23 protein-coding genes are annotated in these 25,493 nt (G+C 38.2%); 9 read left to right on the forward strand and 14 right to left on the reverse strand.

Annotated elements, in window-relative coordinates; all coding sequences use genetic code 11:
• Nucleotides 1-23 precede the first annotated feature (23 nt).
• Nucleotides 24-1,082 (forward strand): nucleoid-associated protein, encoded by a 1,059-nt coding sequence (locus tag ACZZZW_RS03180; protein ID WP_463492250.1) that lies wholly within the window; start codon nt 24-26, stop codon nt 1,080-1,082.
• Nucleotides 1,083-1,253: 171 nt separating this feature from the next.
• Here the strand turns inward: ACZZZW_RS03180 and ACZZZW_RS03185 are convergent, their stop codons facing one another.
• The 6 genes from ACZZZW_RS03185 to ACZZZW_RS03210 form a co-directional block, all read right to left on the reverse strand.
• Nucleotides 1,254-2,600 (reverse strand): DUF58 domain-containing protein, encoded by a 1,347-nt coding sequence (locus ACZZZW_RS03185; RefSeq protein ID WP_463492251.1) that lies wholly within the window; start codon nt 2,598-2,600, stop codon nt 1,254-1,256.
• 83 nt (nt 2,601-2,683) lie between these two features.
• On the reverse strand, nt 2,684-3,661 hold the full coding sequence (locus ACZZZW_RS03190) for an AAA family ATPase (RefSeq protein ID WP_463492252.1): 978 nt from the start codon (nt 3,659-3,661) through the stop codon (nt 2,684-2,686).
• The gene (locus ACZZZW_RS03195; protein WP_055909304.1) at nt 3,642-4,832 is read right to left on the reverse strand and encodes a DUF4350 domain-containing protein; all 1,191 of its coding nucleotides are present in this window, start codon (nt 4,830-4,832) and stop codon (nt 3,642-3,644) included. Before ACZZZW_RS03195 ends, ACZZZW_RS03190 begins: the two co-directional genes overlap by 20 nt.
• Nucleotides 4,829-5,557 carry a DUF4129 domain-containing protein gene (locus tag ACZZZW_RS03200; RefSeq protein ID WP_055909300.1) on the reverse strand — a complete coding sequence of 243 codons (729 nt, stop codon included), beginning with the start codon at nt 5,555-5,557 and terminating at the stop codon, nt 4,829-4,831. The genes ACZZZW_RS03195 and ACZZZW_RS03200 overlap by 4 nt, the downstream gene beginning before the upstream one ends.
• Nucleotide 5,558: 1 nt before the next feature.
• Complete coding sequence (locus ACZZZW_RS03205; RefSeq protein WP_055909297.1) at nt 5,559-6,440, reverse strand: hypothetical protein; 882 nt, start codon at nt 6,438-6,440, stop codon at nt 5,559-5,561.
• Nucleotide 6,441: 1 nt separating this feature from the next.
• On the reverse strand, nt 6,442-7,395 hold the full coding sequence (locus tag ACZZZW_RS03210) for a stage II sporulation protein M (protein WP_055909294.1): 954 nt from the start codon (nt 7,393-7,395) through the stop codon (nt 6,442-6,444).
• A 186-nt stretch (nt 7,396-7,581) separates the two neighbouring features.
• Between ACZZZW_RS03210 and ACZZZW_RS03215 the strand changes: the two genes are divergently transcribed.
• Nucleotides 7,582-8,325, forward strand: a complete 744-nt coding sequence (locus ACZZZW_RS03215) for an RDD family protein (RefSeq protein WP_463492253.1) — start codon at nt 7,582-7,584, stop codon at nt 8,323-8,325.
• On the opposite strand, the gene ACZZZW_RS03220 is transcribed toward ACZZZW_RS03215, so the two are convergent.
• The 6 genes from ACZZZW_RS03220 to ACZZZW_RS03245 form a co-directional block, all read right to left on the reverse strand.
• Nucleotides 8,322-8,648: a DUF2752 domain-containing protein gene (locus tag ACZZZW_RS03220; protein ID WP_055909288.1), complete on the reverse strand. Its 327-nt coding sequence runs from the start codon at nt 8,646-8,648 to the stop codon at nt 8,322-8,324. The two genes, ACZZZW_RS03215 and ACZZZW_RS03220, sit on opposite strands and share 4 nt — an antisense overlap.
• A 6-nt stretch (nt 8,649-8,654) precedes the next feature.
• Nucleotides 8,655-9,134 carry a DUF5684 domain-containing protein gene (locus tag ACZZZW_RS03225; protein WP_055909285.1) on the reverse strand — a complete coding sequence of 160 codons (480 nt, stop codon included), beginning with the start codon at nt 9,132-9,134 and terminating at the stop codon, nt 8,655-8,657.
• An 88-nt stretch (nt 9,135-9,222) separates the two neighbouring features.
• Nucleotides 9,223-9,948 carry an SGNH/GDSL hydrolase family protein gene (locus tag ACZZZW_RS03230; RefSeq protein ID WP_055909283.1) on the reverse strand — a complete coding sequence of 242 codons (726 nt, stop codon included), beginning with the start codon at nt 9,946-9,948 and terminating at the stop codon, nt 9,223-9,225.
• Between the two features lie 33 nt (nt 9,949-9,981).
• Entirely contained in the window at nt 9,982-11,037 is a 1,056-nt protein-coding gene (locus ACZZZW_RS03235; protein WP_463492254.1) for a serine hydrolase, read from the reverse strand.
• Complete coding sequence (gene lipB / locus ACZZZW_RS03240) at nt 11,037-11,765, reverse strand: lipoyl(octanoyl) transferase LipB (protein ID WP_055909276.1); 729 nt, start codon at nt 11,763-11,765, stop codon at nt 11,037-11,039. The genes ACZZZW_RS03235 and lipB overlap by 1 nt, the downstream gene beginning before the upstream one ends.
• Nucleotides 11,766-11,775: 10 nt before the next feature.
• Nucleotides 11,776-12,423, reverse strand: a complete 648-nt coding sequence (locus ACZZZW_RS03245; protein ID WP_463492255.1) for a 4'-phosphopantetheinyl transferase family protein — start codon at nt 12,421-12,423, stop codon at nt 11,776-11,778.
• A gap of 71 nt (nt 12,424-12,494) precedes the next feature.
• Here ACZZZW_RS03245 and dcd point away from each other — a divergent pair, with 71 nt between their 5' ends.
• The 5 genes from dcd (at nt 12,495) to purD (ending at nt 19,677) form a co-directional block, all read left to right on the forward strand.
• Complete coding sequence (gene dcd / locus ACZZZW_RS03250; protein ID WP_055909269.1) at nt 12,495-13,031, forward strand: dCTP deaminase; 537 nt, start codon at nt 12,495-12,497, stop codon at nt 13,029-13,031.
• A gap of 739 nt (nt 13,032-13,770) precedes the next feature.
• Nucleotides 13,771-16,461, forward strand: a complete 2,691-nt coding sequence (locus ACZZZW_RS03255; RefSeq protein ID WP_463492256.1) for a carboxypeptidase-like regulatory domain-containing protein — start codon at nt 13,771-13,773, stop codon at nt 16,459-16,461.
• A gap of 97 nt (nt 16,462-16,558) precedes the next feature.
• Nucleotides 16,559-17,320 carry an enoyl-CoA hydratase/isomerase family protein gene (locus tag ACZZZW_RS03260; RefSeq protein ID WP_055909261.1) on the forward strand — a complete coding sequence of 254 codons (762 nt, stop codon included), beginning with the start codon at nt 16,559-16,561 and terminating at the stop codon, nt 17,318-17,320.
• A gap of 104 nt (nt 17,321-17,424) precedes the next feature.
• Complete coding sequence (locus ACZZZW_RS03265) at nt 17,425-18,306, forward strand: SDR family oxidoreductase (RefSeq protein ID WP_055909260.1); 882 nt, start codon at nt 17,425-17,427, stop codon at nt 18,304-18,306.
• A gap of 99 nt (nt 18,307-18,405) precedes the next feature.
• The gene (gene purD / locus ACZZZW_RS03270) at nt 18,406-19,677 is read left to right on the forward strand and encodes a phosphoribosylamine--glycine ligase (protein ID WP_055909258.1); all 1,272 of its coding nucleotides are present in this window, start codon (nt 18,406-18,408) and stop codon (nt 19,675-19,677) included.
• 192 nt (nt 19,678-19,869) lie between these two features.
• Here the strand turns inward: purD and ACZZZW_RS03275 are convergent, their stop codons facing one another.
• Together ACZZZW_RS03275 and ACZZZW_RS03280 are read right to left on the reverse strand one after the other, a co-directional pair.
• Nucleotides 19,870-21,015 (reverse strand): TlpA disulfide reductase family protein, encoded by a 1,146-nt coding sequence (locus tag ACZZZW_RS03275; RefSeq protein WP_055909255.1) that lies wholly within the window; start codon nt 21,013-21,015, stop codon nt 19,870-19,872.
• 920 nt (nt 21,016-21,935) lie between these two features.
• On the reverse strand, nt 21,936-23,117 hold the full coding sequence (locus tag ACZZZW_RS03280) for a formimidoylglutamase (protein WP_055909247.1): 1,182 nt from the start codon (nt 23,115-23,117) through the stop codon (nt 21,936-21,938).
• 71 nt (nt 23,118-23,188) lie between these two features.
• Here ACZZZW_RS03280 and ACZZZW_RS03285 point away from each other — a divergent pair, with 71 nt between their 5' ends.
• Nucleotides 23,189-24,151 (forward strand): NAD-dependent epimerase/dehydratase family protein, encoded by a 963-nt coding sequence (locus tag ACZZZW_RS03285; protein ID WP_463492257.1) that lies wholly within the window; start codon nt 23,189-23,191, stop codon nt 24,149-24,151.
• A complete protein-coding gene (locus ACZZZW_RS03290; RefSeq protein ID WP_055909241.1) occupies nt 24,151-25,452 on the forward strand; it encodes an HAD-IB family phosphatase in 1,302 nt (433 codons plus the stop codon). The genes ACZZZW_RS03285 and ACZZZW_RS03290 overlap by 1 nt, the downstream gene beginning before the upstream one ends.
• Nucleotides 25,453-25,493 lie beyond the last annotated feature (41 nt).

Below are 25,493 nucleotides of genomic sequence, written 5' to 3' on the forward strand. Positions count from 1 at the left end.
ATGATTTTGTTATTTTTGTCCCCATGATTTCATTTTTCGAGGCTTCACTCAAGCAACTTTCCATCCACCATACAGGCAACAAACTGCTTGAAGAATATTATAAATTATCTGATGCTCCTCTAAGAATTGATGATGAAGTGTTAGGTAACCTATTGATGCAGTATTTTTTAAAGCCTTTCGAAAAGGTAAATGAAGTTTACCGTTTTTACCATCCTAACGATAATTTAGAACTTAATGAAGTGTTCCATTTTGTTCACGAAATTTTTGAGAACAACGAACTTTTTCATGAAGATTCACAGCAATTGGCTAAACATCTTTATGATGTAGCCAACCATCCGAAAATTAAATCAGGAGAGTTGTATGTTGCTTATTTCGAAAAAGTGCAGATAGAAGGAGAGCAACTGGATGTTGTAGGCGTTTTTAAATCTGAAACGAAGGATACTTATTTAAAAGTTTTTCCGGAGCAGGATGGCTTTAACGTTAGCTACGAACAGGAAGCGATTAGCATTAACAAACTGGATAAAGGCTGTTTGATTTTTAATGTAGATAGAGAAGAAGGTTATAAAGTTGTGGTACTGGATCAATCGAAAAGCAGCAACGATTCTGCTGTTTACTGGAAAGATGAATTTTTAAAGCTGAAGATCAGAAACGATAGCTATAACCAAACCAATAATGTTTTAGGCGTTTATAAAAACTTCGTCACACAGAAGCTGGATGATGATTACGAAATCAGCAAAGCAGATAAAATTGACCTGCTGAACCGCTCGATGAAGTATTTTAAGGAAAAAGAAACCTTCGATATTGAAGAGTTCGGTAATGAGGTAATTGGTAATGCGGAGGGGATCGAGTCGTTTAAAAACTACAAGAAAAATTACGAGCAGGAATTTGAAAGTCCGATTGCTGATAATTTTGAAATTGCAGAATCTGCCGTTAAAAAACAGGCGCGTGCCTATAAAAGCGTGTTAAAGCTGGATAAAAACTTCCACATTTACATACATGGCAATAAAGATATGATCGAAAAAGGTTACGATGATGATAAATCGATGAACTTTTATAAAGTGTATTTTAGGGAAGAGGAATAGAGGGTTTTTGAGTTTGGGGTTATGAGTTTGGGGTTTGGAGTTGCCTGGCATGGTTCAGTATGGCATCGCCCCCGTACCCTCAGTTCGTGTGCCTACAGACAAAATGAAATGCAAGGTTTAAGCATGTTTCAGTGGATCATCGCATCCAAACTCATTACTCCAAGCGCCACACTAAATCCGCTGTTGTGCCTTTAAGGCCAGATACTGATTAATTACATTAACCGTTAATTTTTGTGGAGGCGTAAGAATAGCGAGAATGCCATTTTTGTTAAGCTCTTTAACCATTAACTTTTTCTCGTAGATAAATTTCTCTGCAATTGTTTTGTGATAAATACCTTCCACATTTTTTGCAGGTTCAGTGCTTAATTCTTTCAGTTCAGTATTTTCGAAAAAGACAACCACTAACAAATGGTATCTGGCAATCCTTTTCAGGTAGGGCAATTGCCTTTGTAGTGCCGATAAGCTTTCAAAATTAGTAAAGAAAACCAGGAGCCCGCGTTGTTTTACTACCGAGCGCACGGCTGAATATAAGGCTTCGAGGTTACTCTCCAGATACCGTGTTTTTTCTTTATAAAGCACATTCATAATAGTGCCCAGCTGTGATTCCTTACGGTCTGCAGGAACAACCGATCCGATATTTTCAGCTATTGTAATTAAACCGGCCTTATCTTCTTTAAGCATTGCCACTTTTGAAAGTGCTACAGTAGCATTTATGGCATAATCAAGCAAACTTAACCCTTCAAAAGGCATGCGCATTACACGCGATTTATCAATAACGCAATAAATATTCTGCGATTTCTCGTCTGTATAAGTATTTACCATTAAACCGCCTTTTCTGGCAGTAGCTTTCCAGTTTATGGTGCGTATATCATCACCTCCGACGTAATTTTTAATCTGATCGAACTCGCTGCTCTGGCCAATTTTCCTGATTTTTTTTATGCCAAATTCAGTTAAATAGCGTGAAACAGCCATCAATTCGTATTGCCCAAGGTTGATAAAGGATGGGAATACAGGTAGAATTTTTGAACCATCAAAATTATAGCGGCGATTAATTAAACCCAGGGGTGAACCAATATAAGTTCTGATAAATCCAAAATCATACTCCCCACGTTTGGTTGGACGCAAATTATAATGAATTGACTTGATTTCTGCAGGTTTTAAATGAAGTTTAAAATCTTTATCGCGTAACTGAAACTGGAAAGGTACCTCATCAATTACTCTTGCTTTTATGCCAAATCCATAATGATTTTTAATCTCAATCTGTACCGGGTTTTCGTCGCCGTTGCTTAAACGTTTTGAGGTGAATCTTTTTGCTTCTATACCTTCGATATTTCGGTAAAGAATAAAAATATCGGTAAAAAACAAAATAATTACTGTTCCTGTTGCAATTTCAGGAATATCGCCTAGCCAGGCAAAAAAGAATTTCAGCAGAAAAAGCACAATGCAAAACCCCAAGGCCATAAATAACCGGTTGGTTAGGAACAGATTGCTATAATATTGCTGAAAGAATTTTTTCAATGTTGTTTAATCGGCTAATTGTTTTAACTGGATAATTGCTGCGGCTAAATACCACTTAAGGTTTCAAGCTCTGGTATTCAAAACTATCTTGGTACTTCAATTTTTTTAATAATCTGGTTAACAATATCGGTTGTGGTTAATCCTTCCATTTCTTTCTCTGGTGATAACAATATCCTGTGGGCAAGCACCGGGCCTGCAACAGCAATAATATCTTCAGGTGTAACAAAATCTCTGTCTTGGATGGCTGCAAAAGCTTTAGCACTATGTACAATTGCTAATGATGCTCTTGGCGATGCACCTAAATAAAGCGATGAATTATTACGGGTTTCGTTTACAATTTTTGCAATAAACTCTAAAAGTTCAGGCTCCACAAATAAATTACGGATAATGGCCCTGGCTTCCTGTATTTGCTGAACAGATAATACTGGTTTTACTTCACTTAAAAGTGTTTTATTTACCAAAGTGTGCTGAGCCATCAGAATGGCCGTTTCTTCCTCTAATGAAGGATATTTTACTTCTATTTTAAATAAAAACCTATCCAATTGTGCCTCCGGCAAACGATAGGTCCCTTCCTGTTCTATTGGGTTTTGTGTGGCCAATACCATAAACGGCTCATCCATGATATAGGTTTGGCCATCAATAGTAACCTGACGTTCTTCCATCACCTCGAATAAGGCCGATTGCGTTTTTGCAGGTGCACGGTTAATCTCATCAACCAAAATAATATTGCCAAAAATCGGACCTTTTCTAAATTCGAAATCTCCTGTTTTAGTATTAAAAATGGGTGTGCCCAAAACATCTGATGGCATTAAATCAGGCGTAAACTGAACCCTCGAAAACTGTGCATCAATCGATTTTGCGAGCAATTTGGCACTTAACGTTTTTGCCACACCGGGTACACCCTCAATTAAAATATGTCCATCGGCAAGCAAACCAACAATTAGGAAGTCGATAACCTGTTTTTGGCCTACAATAATATTTCCAAGTACGTTTCTTATCTGATTCACCGCCGCATTGAGTGCGCTTAAATCGGTACGTGGGTTAAACTGTTCTTGTTCCATTGCTTTGCGTATTTTTATAAAACTGTTCTATGCTTTCGTTTAAATTAATCAATTGTGTATCGCTCAATTCGCTCATTTTTGGCGTTTGAATAAAATGTTTGGTCAATGTTTTAGCCAGGGCCTCATTAATGCCTGTTTTTTCCATTAACAACTGCGCAAAGTTGCTGTCGATCTCATTGGTTTTTAAGTAGTACCTTGTTCTTAAATACTCCATAAAATAATTTATTTTCTTTAAGCCAATATCCAGGTTATTCCGTTCGTGGTAATATACACTTCCCACTACATTAACAAATGCCAGCGAAGAATTGATAAAAGGATCTGCTATCGGAATAATTCTTTGCCTGCGTTTGCTCTCGTAGAGCACAAAAAGAATCAGGCTAAAAATGGCCAGGTAATAGGCAAACTCAAGTTCGGGATGTTTAAAAAATACCCTAAGCATATCGGTTGTGGTATTTTTTTGGACAGAAAAATATTCGTCGAAAATAACCTGCTTGCTGCCATGTAGATAACTTAAAGTTTTTGCGGCATATTCTGCACCGTATTTATTTAACAGGTTAAAATTGGTGTAAAATCCAGGTTCTGCAATCAGGTAAAGATTGCCTTTGCCGTAACTGTAACGGATAAAGTTAGGTCTGCCTTTTCCGTTTACACCAAGTATGGTGGTTTTGCTGCTATCTAACTTGCTAAAATACTGACTGCCTATGCCTCGTTCAAAGCCATAGTTGGCTTCGGTTTTTAAATTTGGATTAGTGAAATTCAGGTTATTACCTTCAGCCGTCATCGAGGTAGAAGTTTGTATCTTAAGGTCTTTTTCCAAATTACCTAAATCGTAACTGGCAATAAATACATCGTTTCCGGCCTGCATGTATTTAACCATCTGGCCGAAATCGGTTTTGCTGATCTCTGCCTTTTGAGCAACAATTAAATAGGCTGTTTTATTCAGTTTTTTTCCTTTTAAGGTATTGTAAATGGCAATTTTTGATAGCTGAACATCTGCTGCGGGTAAAATATCTTTAATTCTATTGTACAAAATAAAAGTTCCGTAAGGAATTTTATCTTTTGTAGCATAAGTTGGGGCCCAATTAGTGGGCGTAGGCTTATTATACTGCGCAACCAAGTAAGCAATGATGAGGAAAGCACCAATAACCAGGTATATTTTGTATCCTTTCATTTAATCTGCCTGTTAAACTGGTTAAACGATTGATTTATAGGCTCGAATTTTACTTCATCAATAGGGAAATCGCCATACCAGATGTAATCGAACTGCAGGGTAAGTCTGCTGAAATCGTTTCTAAGTTCCGGTTTGCTAATCTCCATCAGGTAATTGTAATTCGTTTTATCTGGCTGCCACTGAATTATTTCGGCATCGCTGAGTTGTTTTAACGCACGGAGATACAAAAGCCTAACGGCCAAACGGAATTTTCTTTCGGAAACCAACCTTTGCAATTCCTGTTCGTAATCAATTTCATGAATATTTTCTGTAATCACATCGTAAGGCAGTATGGTTGCTTTTGATTTCTTCCTGAAAATATTCTCGGCACCAATAATCTTAATTACAATATATAAAATTAATGCAACGCCCAATCCGATAAAAATATACCGCGAAAATGGGTTTGATGATGCACCTTGAAACAAATCACCTATCAAACGCCAAAACCACATCCAAAATTTATCCCAAAGCGACAATTGTTGCTGTCCTATCTCGTCGTACTGAAATTCTTTTTGCGCCTTGTAATCACTAATGGCATCTTTATCAAATTTTGATGGCGTAATTTTGGTGCTGTCTACCTCGACGATCAAAGATTTTGCTTTCGGCTTAATAGCTTGCGCATTGCTGATTACCGGAATAAAAAACAACAGAAAAACAAGAAAATATCGGATTACAGCACGTTGCATTTTAATATTCTTCAGGTCGGGTATCTATTGGTTTTTCTGTATTGCCGAAATTTGCAATCCGCTCCATCAATCCGGTACTTTCTTTCTGTTCTACCAAACTAAAATAAGCCAGCGAAATGGTGATGATGGGTATAATGGTAAATACCTGACACAGCGATTGTAGCACAGTGGTAATCATGGTAAGGGTTAGCGACATGTGGGGTGTTTTATGTGTAAACATCCCGATCATATTAAACAAACTGGTAGGCAAAATAACCATACTCATGCAGGCATAAACAATAATCCATACCACGATCAGTGTACCAAAAGTAATCCAGAAATTATCCTTAATAATTTTGAAGCTTCTGCTAAATGAATAACTTAAAGAGCCGTTTTCAATTACCATAATAGGAAACATCATCGCAATGAAAGGAAATAGCCAAAAGCCGGGTATCAGGCAGAACATAAAAGCAACACACAACATGATGATCAATAGAAGAGAGCTGCCAAAAATTCGGAAGAAATAGTATTTAAAATATCCCCAAACCTCATCTATGGTAGGCGTTTGATTGCCTTTTTGCACATAAATAGCAATATAAGAGAGTATGGCTACACTCATACTTGCATAAGTGGCCAAAGAAAATAAGATAGATAAGAAATATTCTATTCCGTATAAACGCCCAAAAGCTAATCCGCTTGTACCCGTTCCACTACCGAAAGTATTGATGATGTTTACCATTTTATATTGTTGCAACAACATGGTTAGCATACTTGCCAGAACAAATAAGCCACAAAATGTAAAATACACTTTGATTAATGGCTTAAAATTTTGGCGCATAAAGGTAAAAGTATCATTAATCACCTGTCCGAAATCTCTTCTTTTCTTAAATTCAATTGCTGCCATTTTAATCTAGTGATTGTTGTTTATTGTAAATTTTAATAGGGTAGATAAATACATACCAAATGATAAAAGCTGCGGATGATAACAGGATCGAAATGCTTAGCCATAGGGGCATGCCGGTATGCCGTGTAACAAAGCTTTCGAAAAATGCAGCAACGATAAAAATAGGGATCAAACCGATCACGATTTTTAAACCATCTTTTGCTCCTTTGAGTACAGATGCCATTCGGGTATAGGTTTTAGGAAATAAAAAACTATTGCCCAATATCAATCCTGCGGCTCCTGCCAAAACGATTGCAGATATTTCTAATGTTCCATGGATCCAGATTACCAGTACCGATTGAAAACCTAAGCCTCTGCTAAAAAAGAAATATTGAAAAGATCCGAGCATTATGCCATTTCTGAACAGTGAAACTATCGAGCCAAATGAAAAAATAATGCCCAGAACAAATGTATATAAGGCAACATAAATATTGTTTACCCCAATTTGGAAAAACATCATAAGCTCATTTTCTTGCTTGTATACACCAAAAGGATCGCCTTTTGCAATATTTTCATTAGTCATATTTACATAACCATCGCCCATAATCAGGCGCACAAAAGTATCGTCGTACTTGGCCGATAAAGCACCAATTGCACACGAAATCAGGAAGAATGCCAGCGCATAGTATATTTGTTTACGGTGTTGTAAAAAAATTAAAGGGAGTTCGGTTTTCCAGAAATGAATAAACCGGTTCGATTTCTCTTTTTTGTTTTTATAAACTGATTGATGCAGTTTGGAGGCCAAACCGTTTAAATAAGCTGTGGTTTTAGAATTGGGATAAAATGTTTTTGAGTAAGCAAGGTCGTTGGTTATTTCTATAAACTGATTGGCAACTTCATCAGGATTGGCCTGTTGCATGGAATCGTAATTTTGCCACTTCTCCGAATTCTGTTTAACAAATAATGCTTCTCTCATTTAAGGCGTTACCAAATCTTGGGTTAAAATAGTTAATTTTTTGTGGAAATGAAATTTACATTGTTTCTCATCTCGAAACATTTTTAATGCAGATGCAATAATTGGCGGAAATATAAGAAATCATTAGTTGAAAATAATTTAAGATCGATATACAGCAATTATCTTTAAAAAAAATTATGTTTGAATATGGATAGCATCAAAATTAGCACCGCTCAAAATATTGATATTGATTACGAAATTGCCGGACTGGGAGAACGCATAGCTGCCCGCTGCATAGATTTGGCCGGGTTTTTAGTTATTGCGGTTATTACCATGGTGGTGATGGGGGCAGCCCAGATGGCAATGTCGGGTAGTGCTGCAATGGTTGTTTTTTTTATATTTCTGGCCATTTTTGCTTTCTACGATCTGGTATGTGAAATTACAATGGAAGGCCAGACTTTAGGAAAAAAAATATTAAAAATAAAAGTAATTAGTTTAGATGGATCCCAACCTAATTTAGGTCAGTATGTTTTTAGGTGGCTATTCAGGATGATTGATTTTGGTTTCCCTTTTGGTTGGGGCGTGGTTGCACTGGTTTCAGTAGCGGTAACCAAAAACCACCAGAGAGTGGGCGATATACTGGCCAAAACCACTTTAATTAAAACAAAGCCCAGAACTGAATTTACCAATGTAGCCTTTAGCTTTAATTTGCCAGAAGAGTACAACGCGCAGTTTAAAGAGGTTTTGCATTTAAATGATAGGGATATTGAGTTAATACATGAGGTATTAACAGGTTACTATCAAACAGGAAATGCCGATTTAATTTATGCCATGGCCGCTAAAACCAAAGCACATATTCTGGCAACCGTCCCATCCGGAATGAATGAATTACAGTTTTTAGAAACGGTGTTAAAAGATTATAATCACTTAACCGCTAATATGAGCGTTTAGCTGAAAAACATTTTGTGCAGGTAGCTAATCATTACAAAATTGCCAACAGTGATAACCATTATCCTGAATAGGAGTGTGCGTTGCTTAATGTTGAATTTATAAAGTATTACTGTAGAGATAAACAGCAATAAGAGTGGTATAGTTGGTGGGTAAAGTGACCAGCTTTTTGATAGATTGCCTTGAACAAGAGCAATTAAAGATCTTTGGAAGCCACAACCCGGACAATCAATGCCAGTTAAAGCTTTAAATGGGCAGGCTATTAAATGATTTTGCAGCCAATCAACAAAGTTGATTAAGCTGCAAAATATAAATATGATAAACATCCTGAATTAAACTACCGGTGGAGGGGTATCGTTAGGTGTATTCTGATTATCAGTTGGTTTGTTAAAAGGATTGTTGAAAGGATTATTTCCAAAACCGCCGTTTTGTGCTTCTGCCGCTGATGGACCTAAATATCTAGCATCGCTAAAACCCAAGATCGGCCAAAAAATGTATGGAAAGATAACTAAACCAACTGTAAAGCCTTCTGATTTGCCAAAACTTTTACTTACTAAATTATAAAGCCAAACTGCAAATACGATATTAACACAAGGTATTATTAACCATAAAATCCAGATCATTGGTTTGCCTACAATTTCTAACAAAATGATCAAGTTGTAGATAGGGATAATTGCGGCCCAGCCTGGTTTACCTGCTTTTTCGAATACTTTCCACATGCCAACAATCCACAAAACGATTATCGCAAGGTAAAAAATACCCCCAACTAAGCCAATACCCGCGGCTACTCCGCCTGATTCATACTCATTCATAATTTTAATGTTTTTAAAGGTGATTAATTTAAATAGTTGAACTAAAGTAAATTTTTTAATTTAAAAACAGAATAAATAAGCGGCTAAATTATTTCAACACATTAGCAACATTTGTGAATAAAGCACTTGCCCATTCGGCATACATTTTACCACTTGGATGCAACCCATCGTTGGCAATTAAAGAAATATCGGTGGCTGCATTTCTGGATGCTGGCGTAATGTTGGTGTAGCTAACACCTGCTGCAAGCGTTATTTCTTGATTTGCAGCGTTAAAACTATCGATTTCGCTTGAAATGGTTTGGGAGTTTCTTCCAGAATTTTTAGCAAAGGGAGTAACCCCCCAATCGGGTATGGAAACCACAAAGACTTTGCTTTTATCGCCTCCGGCAAACGTTATCGCTGTTTGTAACAATTCTGCGAACTCTTTTTTATAAGTGTTTATCGGGTAGCCACGGTATTGATTGTTAACGCCGATTAAAAGCGTTACAAAACTATATGTTCCGGTTAAGGCTTCTCTTTTTATGGCAGATTGCAGCTCGTCGGTGGTCCAGCCGGTAACAGCAATAATTTTAGGGTTTGCTACATTTTTGCCTTTAGCCTTGAGCAGGTTTTGCAGTTGATAAGGGAAAGATTCTGCCTGCTTAACCGCTTCTCCAATGGTGTACGAATCGCCCAGGGCCAGGTAAGTGTAATCGCCGGTTGTTGCCGGGGTTGTTGTAGGCGTACTGCTAGTAGGTTCGGTATACATGGGCTCTTTTTTTGTGCAGCCCGAAGTTAGTAAAGAAAATAAAATGATGTTCAGCAAAATTTTCATAGTTTAATCTACGAAATAGCTTTGAGCTTAGTTTTATTTCAGCGCAATGATCAGTTTTTGTCTAAAAGCAGCATCTGTAATAATCCCTGCCTCAAAATTTCCAAAGTTATTTTGGATCATTTGATTTTCTTTTTCAGTTAAGTTATTAAAGAAAAATGCGCACGATAATTTGAAGCCAGTTTTATCTGTAGCATAAAAGGCATCTGTTAAAATAGATGCGGTTGATCCACCTTTCTGCCCCAAATGTTCAAATGCTGCCTGATTGCTAGGATTTAGCATTGGCCACTCCATAATCTGATCTAATGTTTGCTGAACTTCGGGCTTGAAATAATTTCTATCGTTAATTTTCCGCATAATGTTTGCATAATCAGCAGTGGTTGACGCGACTAACTTATCCGACCATATTTTTTGGAGCCTAAACGAAAGGTCACCAGGCTTAAGAGTTTTAATGAACGCCGAATCTGTTTTTAATTTAAGGTGATTGCTTTCGCAGCGTTTCCTGTATTCATCCATTGGCATTGCCTGCAGTTGAGCAGCCCATAAATTTTCGCTAATATTTTCCGGCTTTAAACATGTCATAAGTGCGCCAGCGGTAAAATAATAATAGGGGGTGTGTTTGCTGATTTTTAGTGTTTTAATGTTGCTGTTTATGTTTTCCAGGCCTAATAGATCCTCAAGGTATTCGGTATTGGCATTCGAACTGAACCTAATCATGCCCTGAGCAACCTGTAACAATGAAACACTGTCGCCTTTTTTCTTTTTTAACGATTTCAGCCAGGCTGGATGTGCACCTCCATCTAAAGGAATATAATATTTGTTAAGTTCGGCTATAGGAATACTTAGCGTTGCATTTATCCTTTTCGAAACAACCTGATTAGCAAACTCAATCGCGATTAGGGTTTTGGCCGCACTCGCTAAGGGCATTACCTGGCTGCCTCTGAGATTAAGTACTTCTTTGTTGTTCTCTACCAGTACAATAGCTGCCTTTTTAGGATGCTCTTTTATGAATGTGATTATTTTATTCACATTCTGGGCAAAAGCAGCTTTCGTAGCTATAGCTAATGCAACTATTAGAATAAGCCTAACCATTAAATCAGCTTCATTTTAAAAAGATTGGCAATATGGTTTTTAAGCTTCCCTTTCACCTCTTCCATATCCGGTTGATAGCCCAATTCTTTCGCTAAAGAAGTTACGGCTTTATCATCAATACCGCATGGAACAATATTTTTAAAGTAATTCAGATCTACATTTACATTAAAAGCGAAACCGTGCATGGTTACCCAACGACTGCAACGAACGCCCATGGCGCATATTTTTCGTGCTTTATCATTGTCTGCATCCAACCAAACACCAGTATAACCCGGGTAGCGGCCTGCTGATACACCATAATCCTGCAAAGTAAGAATAACCGCTTCTTCGAGTGTGCGGAGATATAAATGAATATCGGTAAAGAAATTATCAAGATCAAGAATCGGATAACCTACAATCTGCCCTGGTCCGTGATAGGTAATATCACCACCACGGTTTATTTTATAATAAGTAGCCTGTTTAGCTTTTAATCCTTGCTCATCCAGCAATAAATTTTCAGGATGCCCGCTTTTGCCCAGTGTGTAAACGTGAGGGTGTTCGCAAAATACAAGGTGGTTTGGGGTAGGTTTTTGGGTATTGTTTACACGGTTTTCGGTTTTAATGGCCACCGTTTTATTCAATAAATCTTCCTGTTTATCCCAGGCCTGCTGATAATCTGTTAAGCCCCAATCTGTAAACAAGGTTGGAATCAAATCTGCTGCAATTACTTTTTCATCTGTTGCGTTCATCTCTGTGTGGTTAAGAATTGCTTGCTACATAGCCCAGCATATAGCCGTCTTTGGTTTTAAAATAGTTTACGGCCAGCTCGCGGGTGCCGTTAGGAAGTTCAATAATTGCATTTAAAGAACCCTCGCTTTTCAGCTTAAAAGGTTTAATGTGAATATGCTGTTTAAACTCCAGTCCTTTTTTTCCGTGCCATTTATAAATTGCTTCTTTGGCACACCAGGCTACATACAGGCCATCTGTATTATCACCTATCTGTTTTTGTGCAAGTTCTACATCGCTCAAAAACTTATGTTTAATGCTTTTTATTTTATGTTTAATTAATTCTATATCCACACCAACCGGATGATCTTTGCTAATCATTACGGCAGCGTAATCGTAAGAGTGACTTAATGAAATATGGTAATCGAAATTAACGAGGTAAGGCTTGCCATGTTCATCAAACTGGCAATCTATATATTCAGTTGTGTTAAGCATCGTTCTCAACAAAAGTCGGGTGCTTAACCAATGCAGCAAACGTTTTCCGCTATTTAATGAAGAAATTATATCGCGTTCATGTTGCTTAAGCTGTAGTCCGGCCAACAATTCTTCCTCTGTTTCCTCAATTTTCCAAATTGCTAAAACAGAATGCTGATCAATATTTTTATTGTAAATAATTGGCATTGATTAAATTGGAGATTACATGCAAAATTATCTTAAATAAATGATAATTTAGGCCAAAAATACGTATAAAAATGATATTATCTGATAGCAGGATATTAGAAGAAATTGAGAAGGGAACAATCATCATTGAGCCTTTTAAACGCGAATGTTTAGGCACCAACTCGTATGATGTTCATTTAGGGAAATATCTGGCTACATACAAAAGCCGCGTGCTTGATGCCAAGGCTCATAATGAAATAGAACACTTTGAAATTCCGAAAGATGGATTTATCCTTCATCCGGGCACGTTATATCTGGGCGTAACAGTAGAATATACAGAAACGCACGGCCATGTTCCGTTTTTAGAAGGAAAAAGCAGTACCGGTAGGTTAGGGATCGATATCCATGCAACAGCAGGTAAAGGTGATGTTGGCTTTTGCAACACCTGGACGTTGGAAATATCGGTAGCCCAGCCTGTAAAAATTTATGCCGGAATGCCGATAGGTCAATTGATTTATTTTGTTGTTGATGGTAAAATTGAAACCATGTACAATACAAAAGGTAATGCGAAATACAACAATAAAACCACAAGGCCGGTAGAGAGCATGATGTGGAAGAATAAATTCTAATGATTGTTTGTTGGTTAATTGTTTAAATCGGTTAACTGTAAATGTCAGCTTGGTAAACTGTAAATTGCAGATGCCGAACTGAAAATTGTCATTTACTCATGATTTGCCGCCGCTTATGGCAGGAAGGTTTCATCACCGATAGAGCTTGTTTATTATAAATCTGATGGGAAGCATAATATCTGATTCAAATCAGGTATTTTTCTTTTGGAAACGAACGTTACAGCCTTTTGGCGGCCAGTAGTCCCGCCATTCGCTGTGTTCCTGATAGAAGAAATCGGAAGCCGCCGCTGCTGTCGGGTTTATGAACAATGATCTGTTTTTTGAGCACTAAACATTGTTTGTAAACCCGATTGTCGTGAATGCCGATTTTTCATCGGCAGAAACAAAAGCGGGACTGGAGGCGCCAAATGCTCAGGCCCTTTCATTTCCAAATAATTAGCAAAAACAACATTTTTCTTTTGAAAACGAACGTTACAGCCTTTTGGCGGCCTGTAGCCCCGCCATTCGCTGTGGTCCCTATAGAAGAAATCGGGAGCCGCTGCTGCTGTCGGGTTTATGAACAACCGGTAGTGATTGCTGAGGCGCAGCCCACCCTGAATCTCCGGGGAAACAATACTATATGTGCACGCTGTTGGGCCATCAACTAAAAACTTAGAATTCAAACTAAATTTCACGGTAACTTCATAAAAGTATGCTTTAGGTTTTGTACCTTGACGCGTATTTATTTGTACCTAACCTCATGAAACCCAGAATTATTCTCGCACTCAGCTTTGTTTGTTTATTAATCGGCTTTACTGCATTTAAAATGGATGATGATCCATTTAGTCAGCTTCTACAAAAATTCGATGATTATACCAGCAAATATCCCCAGGAAAAAGTTCACCTTCATTTAGATAAGCCTTATTATGCCATAGGGGATGATGTTTGGTTTAAAGCCTATGTGGTAAATACTAAAACCGGTACACCATCCAGCATCAGTAAAATTCTGTACGTAGAGCTGATTAACGAAAAAGATTCGCTTAAAAAAGTAGTCAAACTACCAATAATGGGCGGCATATCCTGGGGAGATTTTAAGCTTACCGATTCATTAGGAGAGGGCAATTACCGCATTAGGGCGTACACCAATTATATGCGGAATTTTGGAACTGAATTCTTCTTCGATAAAACAATTAAGATCGGAAATAGCTGGGCTAACAAAGTTTTTACAAAAACAACTTACAACTTCAGTAAAGAAAACAATACCGATAAAGTGAGTGCCACCGTGCATTTCGAAGATAAGAATGGAGTAGCCTATAGTGAGAACGAAATTAGTTATGATGTGCAGTTAGATTACCGTTCGGTAGCCAAAGGGAAGGTGAAAACCAGTTTAGGCGGTGATGCCGTAATCAATTTCACCAATAATCAACCTTTTCAGAATAAATCGGGTAAGATAATTGCCACCATCACGCTTGATAACAAACAAAAAGTAGTTAAATCCATCCCCATTACTTCAACTTCTAACGATGTTGATGTGCAGTTTATGCCCGAAGGAGGAACACTTGTTGAAGAACTGCCTCAAAAGGTGGCCATAAAGGCTGTTAATGCAAGCGGACATGGAGAAGATGTAGAAGGAGTTATTGTTGATGAAGCAGGTGCAGAAATAACCAATTTTGCAACCAGTTATTTAGGAATGGGAAACCTGGTATTTAACAACCAGGCAGGAAAAACATATTCTGCGAAAATTAAGTTTAAAGATGGGTCGCAAAAAACCGTAAAACTTCCGGCTGCCGCTAAAAGTGGTTACACCATATCTTTAAACAGTTTGGATACTGGCAAGGTTGTACTTAAAATTATGGGCAGTGCCGATCTGGTTAATGGTGAGGAGCTAAAAGTGGTGGCACAGCATGGTGGAAATGTGTATTATGTTTCGAAAGCCAAAATGGATAAACAAGTGTTGCTGGCCAATATCCCTAAAAAAAATCTACCAACAGGTATTGTTCAGTTTACCTTATTTTCGGGCAGCAACCAGCCTATTGCCGAGCGTTTAATTTTTGTAAATAATAAAGCCGGACTGATAGACGTTTCACTCAATTCATCAGGCGTTTCAACAGCTAAAAAAGGTAAAACCAGTTTTGCCTTTGATGCCGCCAATGAAGGGCAACCTGTTTTGGGCAGCTTTTCTGTTTCGGTTACCAACGCCAATAAGGTAACACCAGATGAAGACAATGAAACAAATATCCTAACCTCCTTATTGCTTACATCTGATTTGATCGGATATGTAGAAAAACCCAACCATTACTTTTTAAAGGATGACCTACAAACGCAAAAAGAGCTCGATAACCTGATGCTTACCCAAGGGTGGAGAAGATTTATCTGGAAGAATATCGTTAATAACGTTGGCCCTAACATTACCTACAAAGCCGAACAATCCATCACCATCAGTGGTACAATAACCAAGGGCAATAAGCCAGTACCCGGTGGAAAAGTAATGCTTATGGCTACCAAAGGAACGATGTATATTTTAGATACCGTAACCAATGCCGAAGGTAAGTTTGTTTTTGATAATTTGAGTTTTGGCGACAGTACAAAATTTGTAGTACAGGCAAGAACCAAAACCGAAAGGAAATTTGTTGATATCAACCTTGATGTAGTGCCCAATCAGATTGTAACCAAAAATAAAAATGGTGCTGATGTTGAGGTGAACGTGAACAATACATTGATGAAATACATCAAAGAGAGCGACAGTTATTTTAATGAGATGACCCGTTTAGGATTACTCGAGCGAACAATTAAGCTGGAGGAAGTAACCATTACCGAAAAGAAAAATCCTGCTAAAAATTCATCAAACCTAAACGGAGCCGGCAGGGCAGATTTTATAATGACGGCCGATCAGTTGTCTACCTGCGTTACCTTATCTCAATGTTTGCAGGGCCGTTTGCCAGGTGTAATTTTTAGAGGAAATGTGCCGTATTTAATGCGCAGTCAGGATACACCAATTCGTATTATCGTTGATGGGATGCAAATGGAGTCTGATTTTCTGGATAACGTATCGCCGACAGATGTAGAATCCATCGAGCTTTTAAAAAGCATTGGTAATACCGCAATATATGGTTCGCAAGGTGGCGGTGGGGTAATTATTATTACCACCAAACGCGGCGATGGAGGCAGAAGTACCGATCGTTATGCACCAGGAATTGTAACCTTTAATCCAAAAGGCTTCACCATATCAAGAGAATTTTATTCTCCAAAATACGATACAGAAAGTAACAGTAACAGGGCCGATTTAAGAACAACCATTTATTGGAACCCACAGGTTGTGGCCGATAAAGATGGTAAGGGAAAATTTGATTTTTACAATGCCGATGAGCCTGCACAATATCGCGTGGTGATAGAAGGAATAGATGCCTTTGGGCATTTAGGTAGAAAAGTTTACACTTATGATGTTAAATAAGGAAAAATAGATAAATTTGAATTGATATGCATGCATAATTATATTTAGCTTAAATATCATGCTAATCAATACCTATAATCTTGATACTATTTAACATATGAATACAATAAAAGTAAGTGTTAAAGACCGTTTAGCCACTATAACATTAGATAGAGGAAAATCAAACGCCTTAAACCGCGAGCTGATTACCGAATTAGACGATATGCTCAAAAACATCACCGCCGATGATAACATTGGCGGTGTAATTTTAACCGGAACAGCACCTTTCTTTTCTGCAGGTTTGGATCTGGTAGAGCTTTACAATTATAACGAAGAAGAAGCAAAATCTTTCTGGCAGTTGTTCCTGGGTTTTACAGCCAACCTGGTTTCGTTTAAAAAGCCAATGGTAGCAGCAATAAGCGGGCATAGCCCTGCGGGTGGTTGCGTAATGGCTTTAGCCTGCGATTACCGTGTAATGGCCGAAGGGCAATACATTATCGGCTTAAATGAAGTTCCGGTAGGAATTATCGTTCCCAATAGTATTTTTCAGTTATACGCCTTTTGGATTGGTAAAGCCGAAGCCACAAAAAGCCTGCTTTCGGGCAAGCTCTATAACCCTGAGGAAGCTTTAAAAGTAGGTTTGGTAGATGAGCTGGTAAGGAATGAAAGTTTGTTAACCGCTGCCGAGCGAAAGATTAAAAAATTTATGGAGCTGGAAAGCAATACCTGGTCGCAAAGTAAATTAAATATCCGCGAAGAATTGATCACTGCTGTAACCGCCGATCAGTCGGCTACACTTGAGAAAATGTTGGCACAATGGTGGTCGCCGGCAACACGCCACATACTGAAAACAATTTTAGCCAACCTGCAACGGAAGTAGTTTGCAGTAGTTAGTTTTCAGCTGGCAAATTCACAGTTTAATCAATTAACCGGTTTCAACAGTTAACCAATTTCAACAATCAACCACTAATAACCAAATACACTATGTTCAGTTATAATTCACCAATGCTTAGAGAAGACGCTTTAAAAGGAAAAACCATTGTAATTACTGGCGGTGGAACGGGACTGGGAAAAGCAATGGGTGTTTATTTCCTGAAATTAGGCGCAAACTTAGTCATCACAAGTCGCAAACAAGATGTACTGCAAAAAACCGCCGACGAAATGGAAGAAAAAACAGGCGGTAAAATATTGGCTGTAGCTTGCGATGTGAGGGAGGTAGCACAGGTAGAAAATGTACTGGCCAAAACTTTAGAAAGATTTGGTGCGGTTGATGTGTTATTAAACAACGCAGCAGGTAATTTTATTTCGCCAACCGAACGTTTGTCTGCCAACGCATTTTCATCTATTATCGATATTGTATTAAAAGGTACCGTTAATTGTACACTTACCTTTGGCAAACATTGGATTAAGGAAAAACAAACAGCAACTGTATTAAATATCATTACCACGTATGCATTTACAGGTTCAGCCTATGTGGTGCCTTCTGCCTGTGCAAAAGGTGGCGTTTTAGCATTAACCAGATCTTTAGCGGTAGAGTGGGGTAAATATGGTATCCGTACCAATGCAATTGCCCCGGGTCCTTTCCCAACCAAAGGCGCATGGGAGCGTTTATTGCCTGGCGATTTAGCCAAAAAATTCGATTTCAAAAACCGTGTACCGTTGAAAAGAGTTGGCGATCATCAGGAACTTGCCAATTTAGCGGCATTTCTGGTGAGCGATTTCTCCGGATACATTAACGGTGAGGTAATTACAATTGATGGTGGCGAATGGTTGCAGGGTGCAGGCCAGATGAACGGCTTAGAGGCAATCCCTAATGAAATGTGGGATATGCTGGAGCAAATGACGCGCAGTGCGAAAGGGAGCTAGCAAAGCCTAATGCGGTTAATGGGAGGTATAGGCCAAAAGCCGATAACATTTCAACGTTCAAAATTTCAACATTCCAACACTAATCCTATCTTTGTCAACATGAATATCTTACTTTTAGGTTCAGGCGGCAGAGAGAGCGCATTCGCTTGGAAAATGAGCCAGTCTTCGCACTGCGATAAATTGATTATTGCTCCAGGAAACGGTGGTACAGGAGCTTACGGTACCAACATCAATATCAATGTAAACGATTTTGATTCGATCAAAAAAGTAGTACTCACAGAAAATATCCAGCTTGTAGTAGTAGGGCCAGAAGAGCCTTTGGTAAACGGTATTCACGATTTTTTCCTCGCCGATAAAGCCATTGCACATATTCCTGTAATCGGACCAAAAAAAGAAGGAGCCATTTTAGAAGGAAGTAAAGATTTCTCTAAACAATTTATGGAACGCCATGGAATTCCTACAGCGGCTTCAAAATCTTTCACGCCAGCTACTTTAGAAGATGGTTTGGCTTATCTACAAAACCATGCTTTACCAGTAGTTTTAAAAGCCGATGGCTTGGCTGCGGGTAAAGGTGTATTAATCTGTACCGAAACCATCGAAGCACAGGAAGAATTAAAGCTGATGCTGGGTGGTAAATTTGGTGCAGCTGGCGCAACAGTTGTAATCGAACAATTTTTAAGTGGAATAGAGCTTTCGGTATTTATTTTAACAGATGGAGAAAATTACATCACACTGCCATCTGCTAAAGATTATAAACGGATCGGATTAAATGATACCGGATTAAATACAGGCGGTATGGGTTCGGTTTCTCCGGTTCCTTTTGCCACACCAGAATTTTTGGCCAAAGTAGAAGAACGCATCATTAAACCAACAGTTGAAGGATTAAAGAAAGATAATATTGATTATACAGGATTTATCTTTTTCGGATTGATTAAAGTAGGAGAAGAGCCATTTGTAATTGAGTATAATGCACGCATGGGCGATCCTGAAACCGAAAGTGTAATCCCGAGGATTGAAAACGATCTGGTTGAGCTGTTTTTAGCTACCGCAGATAAAAAACTGAACGAAGTAAATCTTGTTATTTCAGATCAAACCGCTGCTACCGTAATGATTGTGGCTGGAGGCTATCCTGGCGATTATTTAAAAGGTAAGGCCATCACCGGAATAGAAAACCTTCGCCATTCTAACGCTTTCCATGCTGGTACGCTGTTAGAAAATGATGTGGTTAAAACAAACGGTGGAAGGGTTATTGCGATTACAAGTTTACAAAAAGATATGTTTACCGCATTGCAATCAGCCACTGCCGATGCAGGTAGAATTTATTTCGACGGTAAATATTTTAGAGAAGATATCGGTTTTGATTTAATTTAAAACTAATCAGGTATATAAAAAAGAACCCCTCAGATCAATTGATCTGAGGGGTTCTTTTTTATCAGTTTATTTATCCTTGTGAGCACCACCCTGGATTTATTTCTTGGCTTATTTTGAAAGAAACATGCTGATCTCAAACATAGGAGATACCTTAACAATCTCTTTCGGCACAGCGATTGGATAACCGAATTATTATTTCGATTTACTTCCCAACAATTCCTGAAGTTTATCCTGTAAAGCTTGCTCTCTTAATCCTTTAGCGATAATTTTACCAGTTGGATCAATTAAGAAGTTGGCAGGGATAGATTGGATGCCATACATTTGTGCCACTTCGTTTTCCCAGAATTTTAAGTCAGAAACGTGTGTCCAGGTTAACTTATCATCAGCAATTGCTTTTAACCATGCATCTTTTTTCCCCGGACGATCTAATGATACACCTAAAACAGTAAAGCCTTTATCTTTAAATTTATTATAGGCTACCACAACGTTAGGGTTTTCCTGGCGACAAGGGCCACACCATGATGCCCAGAAATCAACAAGTACATATTTACCTTTAAAATCAGATAATTTTACTGGTTTTCCATTAGGGTCGTTTTGTGTAAAGTCCATCGCCATTGCACCAACAGCAGTTTTTCTGCCAGCGTCGAATAATTTTGCGATTTTTTTACCTCCTGAAGTCTCTTTAAGTTCAGACGATAAACCGTTAAAAGCTTTTTCTGCTGCCACTGCCTGATCAGGATCTGGAGCCAGCTGGCTAATTGCACTTAAGCTGATGTAAGATTTTGGATTGTTGCTAGCGTATTGTAACAACAATGGAGCCATTGCAGCAGCTTCTTTTTCATAACGTGCACCTAAAGCACCCATAAGGGCCTTATCTTGTTTTTGCTCGGGCGTATAAGCAGCATATTCTACATTAATGGCATCAAGCTTATCGGTTACCGGTTTGGTTAGTGCCTTTAATTTTTTAGCATCGTCATTAACAACAGAACCTGTTATCGTTGCATTTTTTAATGAATCGGCGGCTGCAAGTTTAATATTTCCTGGTTCTACGTAAAGTGAAAGCCCATCTAATTTTTCACCCTGTGCAGGGCGGTTTACAAATGGGTTTTTATTTAAGTAAAGGCTTCCTTGCGCAGGGTTTACTAAGGTACCTTTAAAGTTAAAAGCACCATTGGCAACAGTTGCAGAATCGGTAACACTTTTACCCTCGCTTTGATAGATTAAATAAACCTTATCGCCACTTTTTAATCCTTTTATATCACCGCTAACGGTAAACGGTTTTTGTGCTAAAGCTGCAAGTGGCAATAGTGCCATTGCAGATAATAATATCTTTTTCATGTGGGGTTTGTTAATCGTTTTTCAAATATAGAAATCTGTACTGCAAAAACGTAAATAGCTGTGTAAAATTATGATAGAATATTTAAAGGCTCACTAATTTTCTTTTTGCATAAGGACTATACGTTGCGGAGCTTGGGGCTATTTCAGAGTTGTCAACTTTCTGGCAAGCGTGTTATTAAAGTTGACAACTCTTTTAGTACTACTTATTTTTACCAGCAAGAGACAAATATTGATTTCAGCGTTCTCAACCTTCTTGCAACCCTGCTATTACAATGACAACTCTTTTAGGAAAAATCCCCGTGGTCTGTGTCTCCACAGACCATTTAATACTTTTCCACCCAAAACAAAGGCGCAATGGTTTTATTTTAGCATGAGGGATAGCAGTGGAAATCCTTTTTTTGATCCTTCATCAAAAAAGATTGGAACGTATAGCCCGACCCTTGCGCAGCTTGGGGCATGCCCAAATCGGTTACAGAATTTTATTATTATAATACTATTTCAGAGTTGTCAACTTTCTGGCACCATGTTATTAAAGTTGACAACTCATTTAGCTCCACTTATTTCTACTATGAAACAAATAATTTCAGCGTTGTCAACCTTCTTGCAACCGTGTTATTAATTTGACAACTCTTTTGGGAAAATCCCCATGGTCTGTTTCTCCACAGACCATGGGGATTTTCCACCCAAAACAAAGGCGCAATGGTTTTCTTTTTGCATGAGAGATAGCAGTGGAAATCCTTTTTTGATCCTTCATCAAAAAAGATTGGAACGTATAGCCCGACCCTTGCGCAGCTTGGGGCATGCCCAGATCGTTTACAGAATTTTATTATTATAATACTATTTAAGAGTTGTCAACTTTCTGGCAACCATGTTATTAAAGTTGACAACTCTTTTAGCAACACTTATTTTTAATACAGTTCTTAATTTAATTTCTGATAGGTTCTCCACCACAAATCAGGCATTTCGCCATTTACGGCAGTCTGGTAGTCATCATATCGGCAAGGTACAAGGTGGTAACGCTCGTTTTTAGTTTGTCCGGATGGATAAGGTACCTGCATCCACCACCTGTCTGATTTTTTGCTTTTCACGAACATCATTTCGCCCGAACCATCTTTTAAGCTGGTACGGTATATCATAAACTGAGATTTTGGTGTAAGCGGAAAATCTTTTTTACGGGCGTAATAACCTTCTATAAAATACCATACCATTTGGGCGAGTAAAAAAGCCGTTTGTCCGTTATTGTCGTAAGCAGGGTTGAATTCGTAAAAGCCAATTGAGGTTAATTTATCGTTCATGCCTGCATAGCGGGCAATGCGGCAGGCTTCTTCACCATCAAAACCATTCGGTGTGGTATTGGCATTTGCGGCAGCATCGGCAGATCGGATTGCGCCTATATCAAAGCTGATCATGTTTGCATTGCGGATAATGGGTTCAGTCAAAGTAATATCCTGGGCAAACTCGCCCAAGCGATGTACATCAAAATACAGTTTATCCATCACGCTCAAACTCTCCTGGTTTACAAAATAAGTTTGGTAACCTACATTGCTAAAATTGAACAGATAATTAGGCTGGTGTAAGAAAATTTTATTCAGGTAACAGTCCGATCGGGTGGCAATTCCTTCATGGTCATCATCACCGATATCAAATTGGTTATCAATAACAACCAGATCTACTTTTTGCTCTAAATCTTCATAACCCAGATACTGGCCATAGGTTAAATCCTGCCCGCCACCAATAATAATTGGGATGATGTCTTTTTTGATGAGTTCAGAAACCACCATTTTAATGGCGATATATGTATCAGCAATGGTTGCGCCGTGTTTAATATTGCCTAAATCTACAATTCTGGTACTAAAAGGACCTTCATTGAGCTTATAAAATTTCTCTCTAAAATAATCCGGAGCAAGGGCACTGCCTTCATTATTCACCGCCCCTCTTCCATCAAGCACGCCAAAAATAGCCAGATCGTAGGTATGCTCCTCAAAATCGGGAAAGGTTTCGGTGTAAATCTGCGCTTTTAAACCCAGCTGACTTGTAAAAAATCCTTGCCTGGGTGTAAAACTATCGGGGTTTATGGGTGAAAAGAAATCCGTTAATGACATATATTTAAAACTCTCGGCTCAAATATCTATTTTTGAATGCGTATTTCCACATATAGCCCGAAAAAAATAAAATGATACTGGTAACCGGAGGAACTGGATTTTTAGGATCTGAATTAATTAAACAGTTAACTGATAAAGGTTTAACTGTGCGGGCACTGAGGCGGGCGAAATCTAAAGTCCCTGCATTGATAAAAGATATTCCATTAATTGAGTGGTTTGAAGCCGATATTAATGAACCTTCTATACTCGAGGATGCCTTTGAGGGAATTACCAAAGTTTACCATTGCGCTGCATTTGTATCTTTTAACCCAAAAGATAAAAAACAACTTTTTCATGTAAATATTGAAGGAACATCTAACATCGTAAACCTTTGTGCCGAAAATAACTGCCGTTTGTTGCATGTTAGTTCGGTAGCAGCCCTTGGAAATGCAAAAAAAGGACAAAAAATAACGGAAAAAGATTTCTGGGAGTATGATGCCAAAGCCCATGCCTATGGATTATCAAAGTATGAAGGCGAAATGGAAGTATGGCGGGGTATAACTGAAGGTTTGGATGCGGTTATAGTCAATCCATCGGTTATTATTGGTAAAAATGCAGGTTTTGAAGGGAGTGGAGCTATTTTTAAATTGGTAAAAGGAGGTTTTCCGTTTTATACAGATGGCGCATCAGGCTTTGTTGATGTTGAAGATGTGGCAAAAGCCATGATCCTTTTAATGGATGCCGAAGTTTCTGGTGAACGTTTTATCGTATCTGCTGACGATTATCATTATAAAGCGCTGTTTGGCGAAATTGCTCAGGGTTTTGGAGTTAAAGCACCTGTAAAAGAAGCGAAACCATGGATGCTCGGAATAGCCTGGCGGGCACTTAAATTTGCTTCCTTGTTTACCGGTACACAGCCTTCTATTACCAAAGATGCAGCAAAAAGCAGTTTAACCTTGAGTTATTACAATAATAATAAAGTAAAAACGGAAACTGGCATTAACTTTAAGCCCGTTGCCGAAAGCATAAAAGAAATTACCCAACATTTAAGATAATGCCCAAACAAAAAGCCTATTACATCATCGATTTTGACAGTACCTTTACCCAGGTAGAAGCACTTGATGAACTTGCCCGCATTTCGCTGAAGAACCACCCAGATAAAGAAGCGATTTTTCAAAAAATTGAAGATTATACCAATTTTGCTATGGAAGGGAAACTTTCCTTCTCCGAAAGTTTAGCACAACGCGTTAAACTGCTCGAAGCAAATGAGGAGCATTTAAAACAGCTGATTAAACATTTAAAAAAGAAAGTATCAACGTCTTTTTCGCGTAATGCAGAGTTTTTTAAAAAACATGCCGACGAGGTTTTGATTGTTTCCGGCGGATTTAAGGAGTTTATTACTCCAGTAGTAAGCCAATATCACATTAAGAAAGAAAATATTTATGCCAATACCTTTGTTACCACCGGCGATGGTAAAATTATAGATTACGACCATGCCAACCCGCTAAGCGAAGAAGGTGGTAAAGTAAAGTTGCTTAAACATTTAAAATTAGAAGGCGAACTGTTTGGCATCGGAGATGGTTACTCAGATTTCCAGTTGCGTGAAAGCGGAATTATCAATAAATTTTTTGCTTTTACCGAGAACATTGCGCGCGAAAGCATTGTATCTAAAGCAGACCATGTTACGCCAAGTTTTGATGAGTTTTTGTATGTAAATGATCTTCCACGGGCAATCTCTTATCCAAAAAACCGAATTCTTTGTCTGGTAATTGGCGAAGTTGATCCTTTAACCATCTCAATTCTTAAAAATGATGGATTATCTATTCGCCATAAAACCACTTTCGAAGAGAAATATGTAAAAGATGTTGGCATAATATTGTTGGCTGATGGCGAAAAAATAGATAAAGAGCAGTTGAAAAATGCAGCCAAACTTAAAACAATTGGGTATTTAGGAAGTGCAAAGAATAAAATAGATCTTGACCTTTGTACCAAACAGGGAATCGTAGTTTTCGACGATCCAAAAAATAACCCGCGCAACATAGATTTTATTCCCAAACGCGTTGCCGATTTTATGAACACCGGAGCAACCTATTTAAGCAGTAATTTTCCGAATTTACAATTGCCAAAAATTGAGAAATCGCACCGTTTAATCCATATTCATAAGAACGTGCCAGGTATAATGGCTAAAATTAATACTGTTTTTGCGAAACACGATATCAATATTGTAAGCCAGTTTTTAATGACCAACCCCGAAATAGGCTATGCCATTACCGATATAAATGCCCAATACGATAAACAATTGTTTAAATCGCTTAAAAAAATTGAACAAACCATAAAGTTTAGGGTACTATATTAACCAGGATTGTATTTTCGAGGGATAATTTTTATAACAATCAA

Source organism: Pedobacter sp. AC379 (genome assembly GCF_979258145.1).

What these genes read in the sequence shown, in the direction of transcription:
- ACZZZW_RS03180 (WP_463492250.1), top strand. Translation starts at nt 24, where the DNA reads ATGATTTCATTTTTCGAGGCTTCACTCAAGCAACTTTCCATCCACCAT.
- ACZZZW_RS03190 (WP_463492252.1), bottom strand. Translation starts at nt 3,661, where the DNA reads ATGGAACAAGAACAGTTTAACCCACGTACCGATTTAAGCGCACTCAAT.
- ACZZZW_RS03195 (WP_055909304.1), bottom strand. Translation starts at nt 4,832, where the DNA reads ATGAAAGGATACAAAATATACCTGGTTATTGGTGCTTTCCTCATCATT.
- ACZZZW_RS03200 (WP_055909300.1), bottom strand. Translation starts at nt 5,557, where the DNA reads ATGCAACGTGCTGTAATCCGATATTTTCTTGTTTTTCTGTTGTTTTTT.
- ACZZZW_RS03205 (WP_055909297.1), bottom strand. Translation starts at nt 6,440, where the DNA reads ATGGCAGCAATTGAATTTAAGAAAAGAAGAGATTTCGGACAGGTGATT.
- ACZZZW_RS03210 (WP_055909294.1), bottom strand. Translation starts at nt 7,395, where the DNA reads ATGAGAGAAGCATTATTTGTTAAACAGAATTCGGAGAAGTGGCAAAAT.
- ACZZZW_RS03215 (WP_463492253.1), top strand. Translation starts at nt 7,582, where the DNA reads ATGGATAGCATCAAAATTAGCACCGCTCAAAATATTGATATTGATTAC.
- ACZZZW_RS03220 (WP_055909288.1), bottom strand. Translation starts at nt 8,648, where the DNA reads ATGTTTATCATATTTATATTTTGCAGCTTAATCAACTTTGTTGATTGG.
- ACZZZW_RS03225 (WP_055909285.1), bottom strand. Translation starts at nt 9,134, where the DNA reads ATGAATGAGTATGAATCAGGCGGAGTAGCCGCGGGTATTGGCTTAGTT.
- ACZZZW_RS03230 (WP_055909283.1), bottom strand. Translation starts at nt 9,948, where the DNA reads ATGAAAATTTTGCTGAACATCATTTTATTTTCTTTACTAACTTCGGGC.
- ACZZZW_RS03235 (WP_463492254.1), bottom strand. Translation starts at nt 11,037, where the DNA reads ATGGTTAGGCTTATTCTAATAGTTGCATTAGCTATAGCTACGAAAGCT.
- lipB (WP_055909276.1), bottom strand. Translation starts at nt 11,765, where the DNA reads ATGAACGCAACAGATGAAAAAGTAATTGCAGCAGATTTGATTCCAACC.
- ACZZZW_RS03245 (WP_463492255.1), bottom strand. Translation starts at nt 12,423, where the DNA reads ATGCCAATTATTTACAATAAAAATATTGATCAGCATTCTGTTTTAGCA.
- dcd (WP_055909269.1), top strand. Translation starts at nt 12,495, where the DNA reads ATGATATTATCTGATAGCAGGATATTAGAAGAAATTGAGAAGGGAACA.
- ACZZZW_RS03255 (WP_463492256.1), top strand. Translation starts at nt 13,771, where the DNA reads ATGAAACCCAGAATTATTCTCGCACTCAGCTTTGTTTGTTTATTAATC.
- ACZZZW_RS03260 (WP_055909261.1), top strand. Translation starts at nt 16,559, where the DNA reads ATGAATACAATAAAAGTAAGTGTTAAAGACCGTTTAGCCACTATAACA.
- ACZZZW_RS03265 (WP_055909260.1), top strand. Translation starts at nt 17,425, where the DNA reads ATGTTCAGTTATAATTCACCAATGCTTAGAGAAGACGCTTTAAAAGGA.
- purD (WP_055909258.1), top strand. Translation starts at nt 18,406, where the DNA reads ATGAATATCTTACTTTTAGGTTCAGGCGGCAGAGAGAGCGCATTCGCT.
- ACZZZW_RS03275 (WP_055909255.1), bottom strand. Translation starts at nt 21,015, where the DNA reads ATGAAAAAGATATTATTATCTGCAATGGCACTATTGCCACTTGCAGCT.
- ACZZZW_RS03280 (WP_055909247.1), bottom strand. Translation starts at nt 23,117, where the DNA reads ATGTCATTAACGGATTTCTTTTCACCCATAAACCCCGATAGTTTTACA.
- ACZZZW_RS03285 (WP_463492257.1), top strand. Translation starts at nt 23,189, where the DNA reads ATGATACTGGTAACCGGAGGAACTGGATTTTTAGGATCTGAATTAATT.
- ACZZZW_RS03290 (WP_055909241.1), top strand. Translation starts at nt 24,151, where the DNA reads ATGCCCAAACAAAAAGCCTATTACATCATCGATTTTGACAGTACCTTT.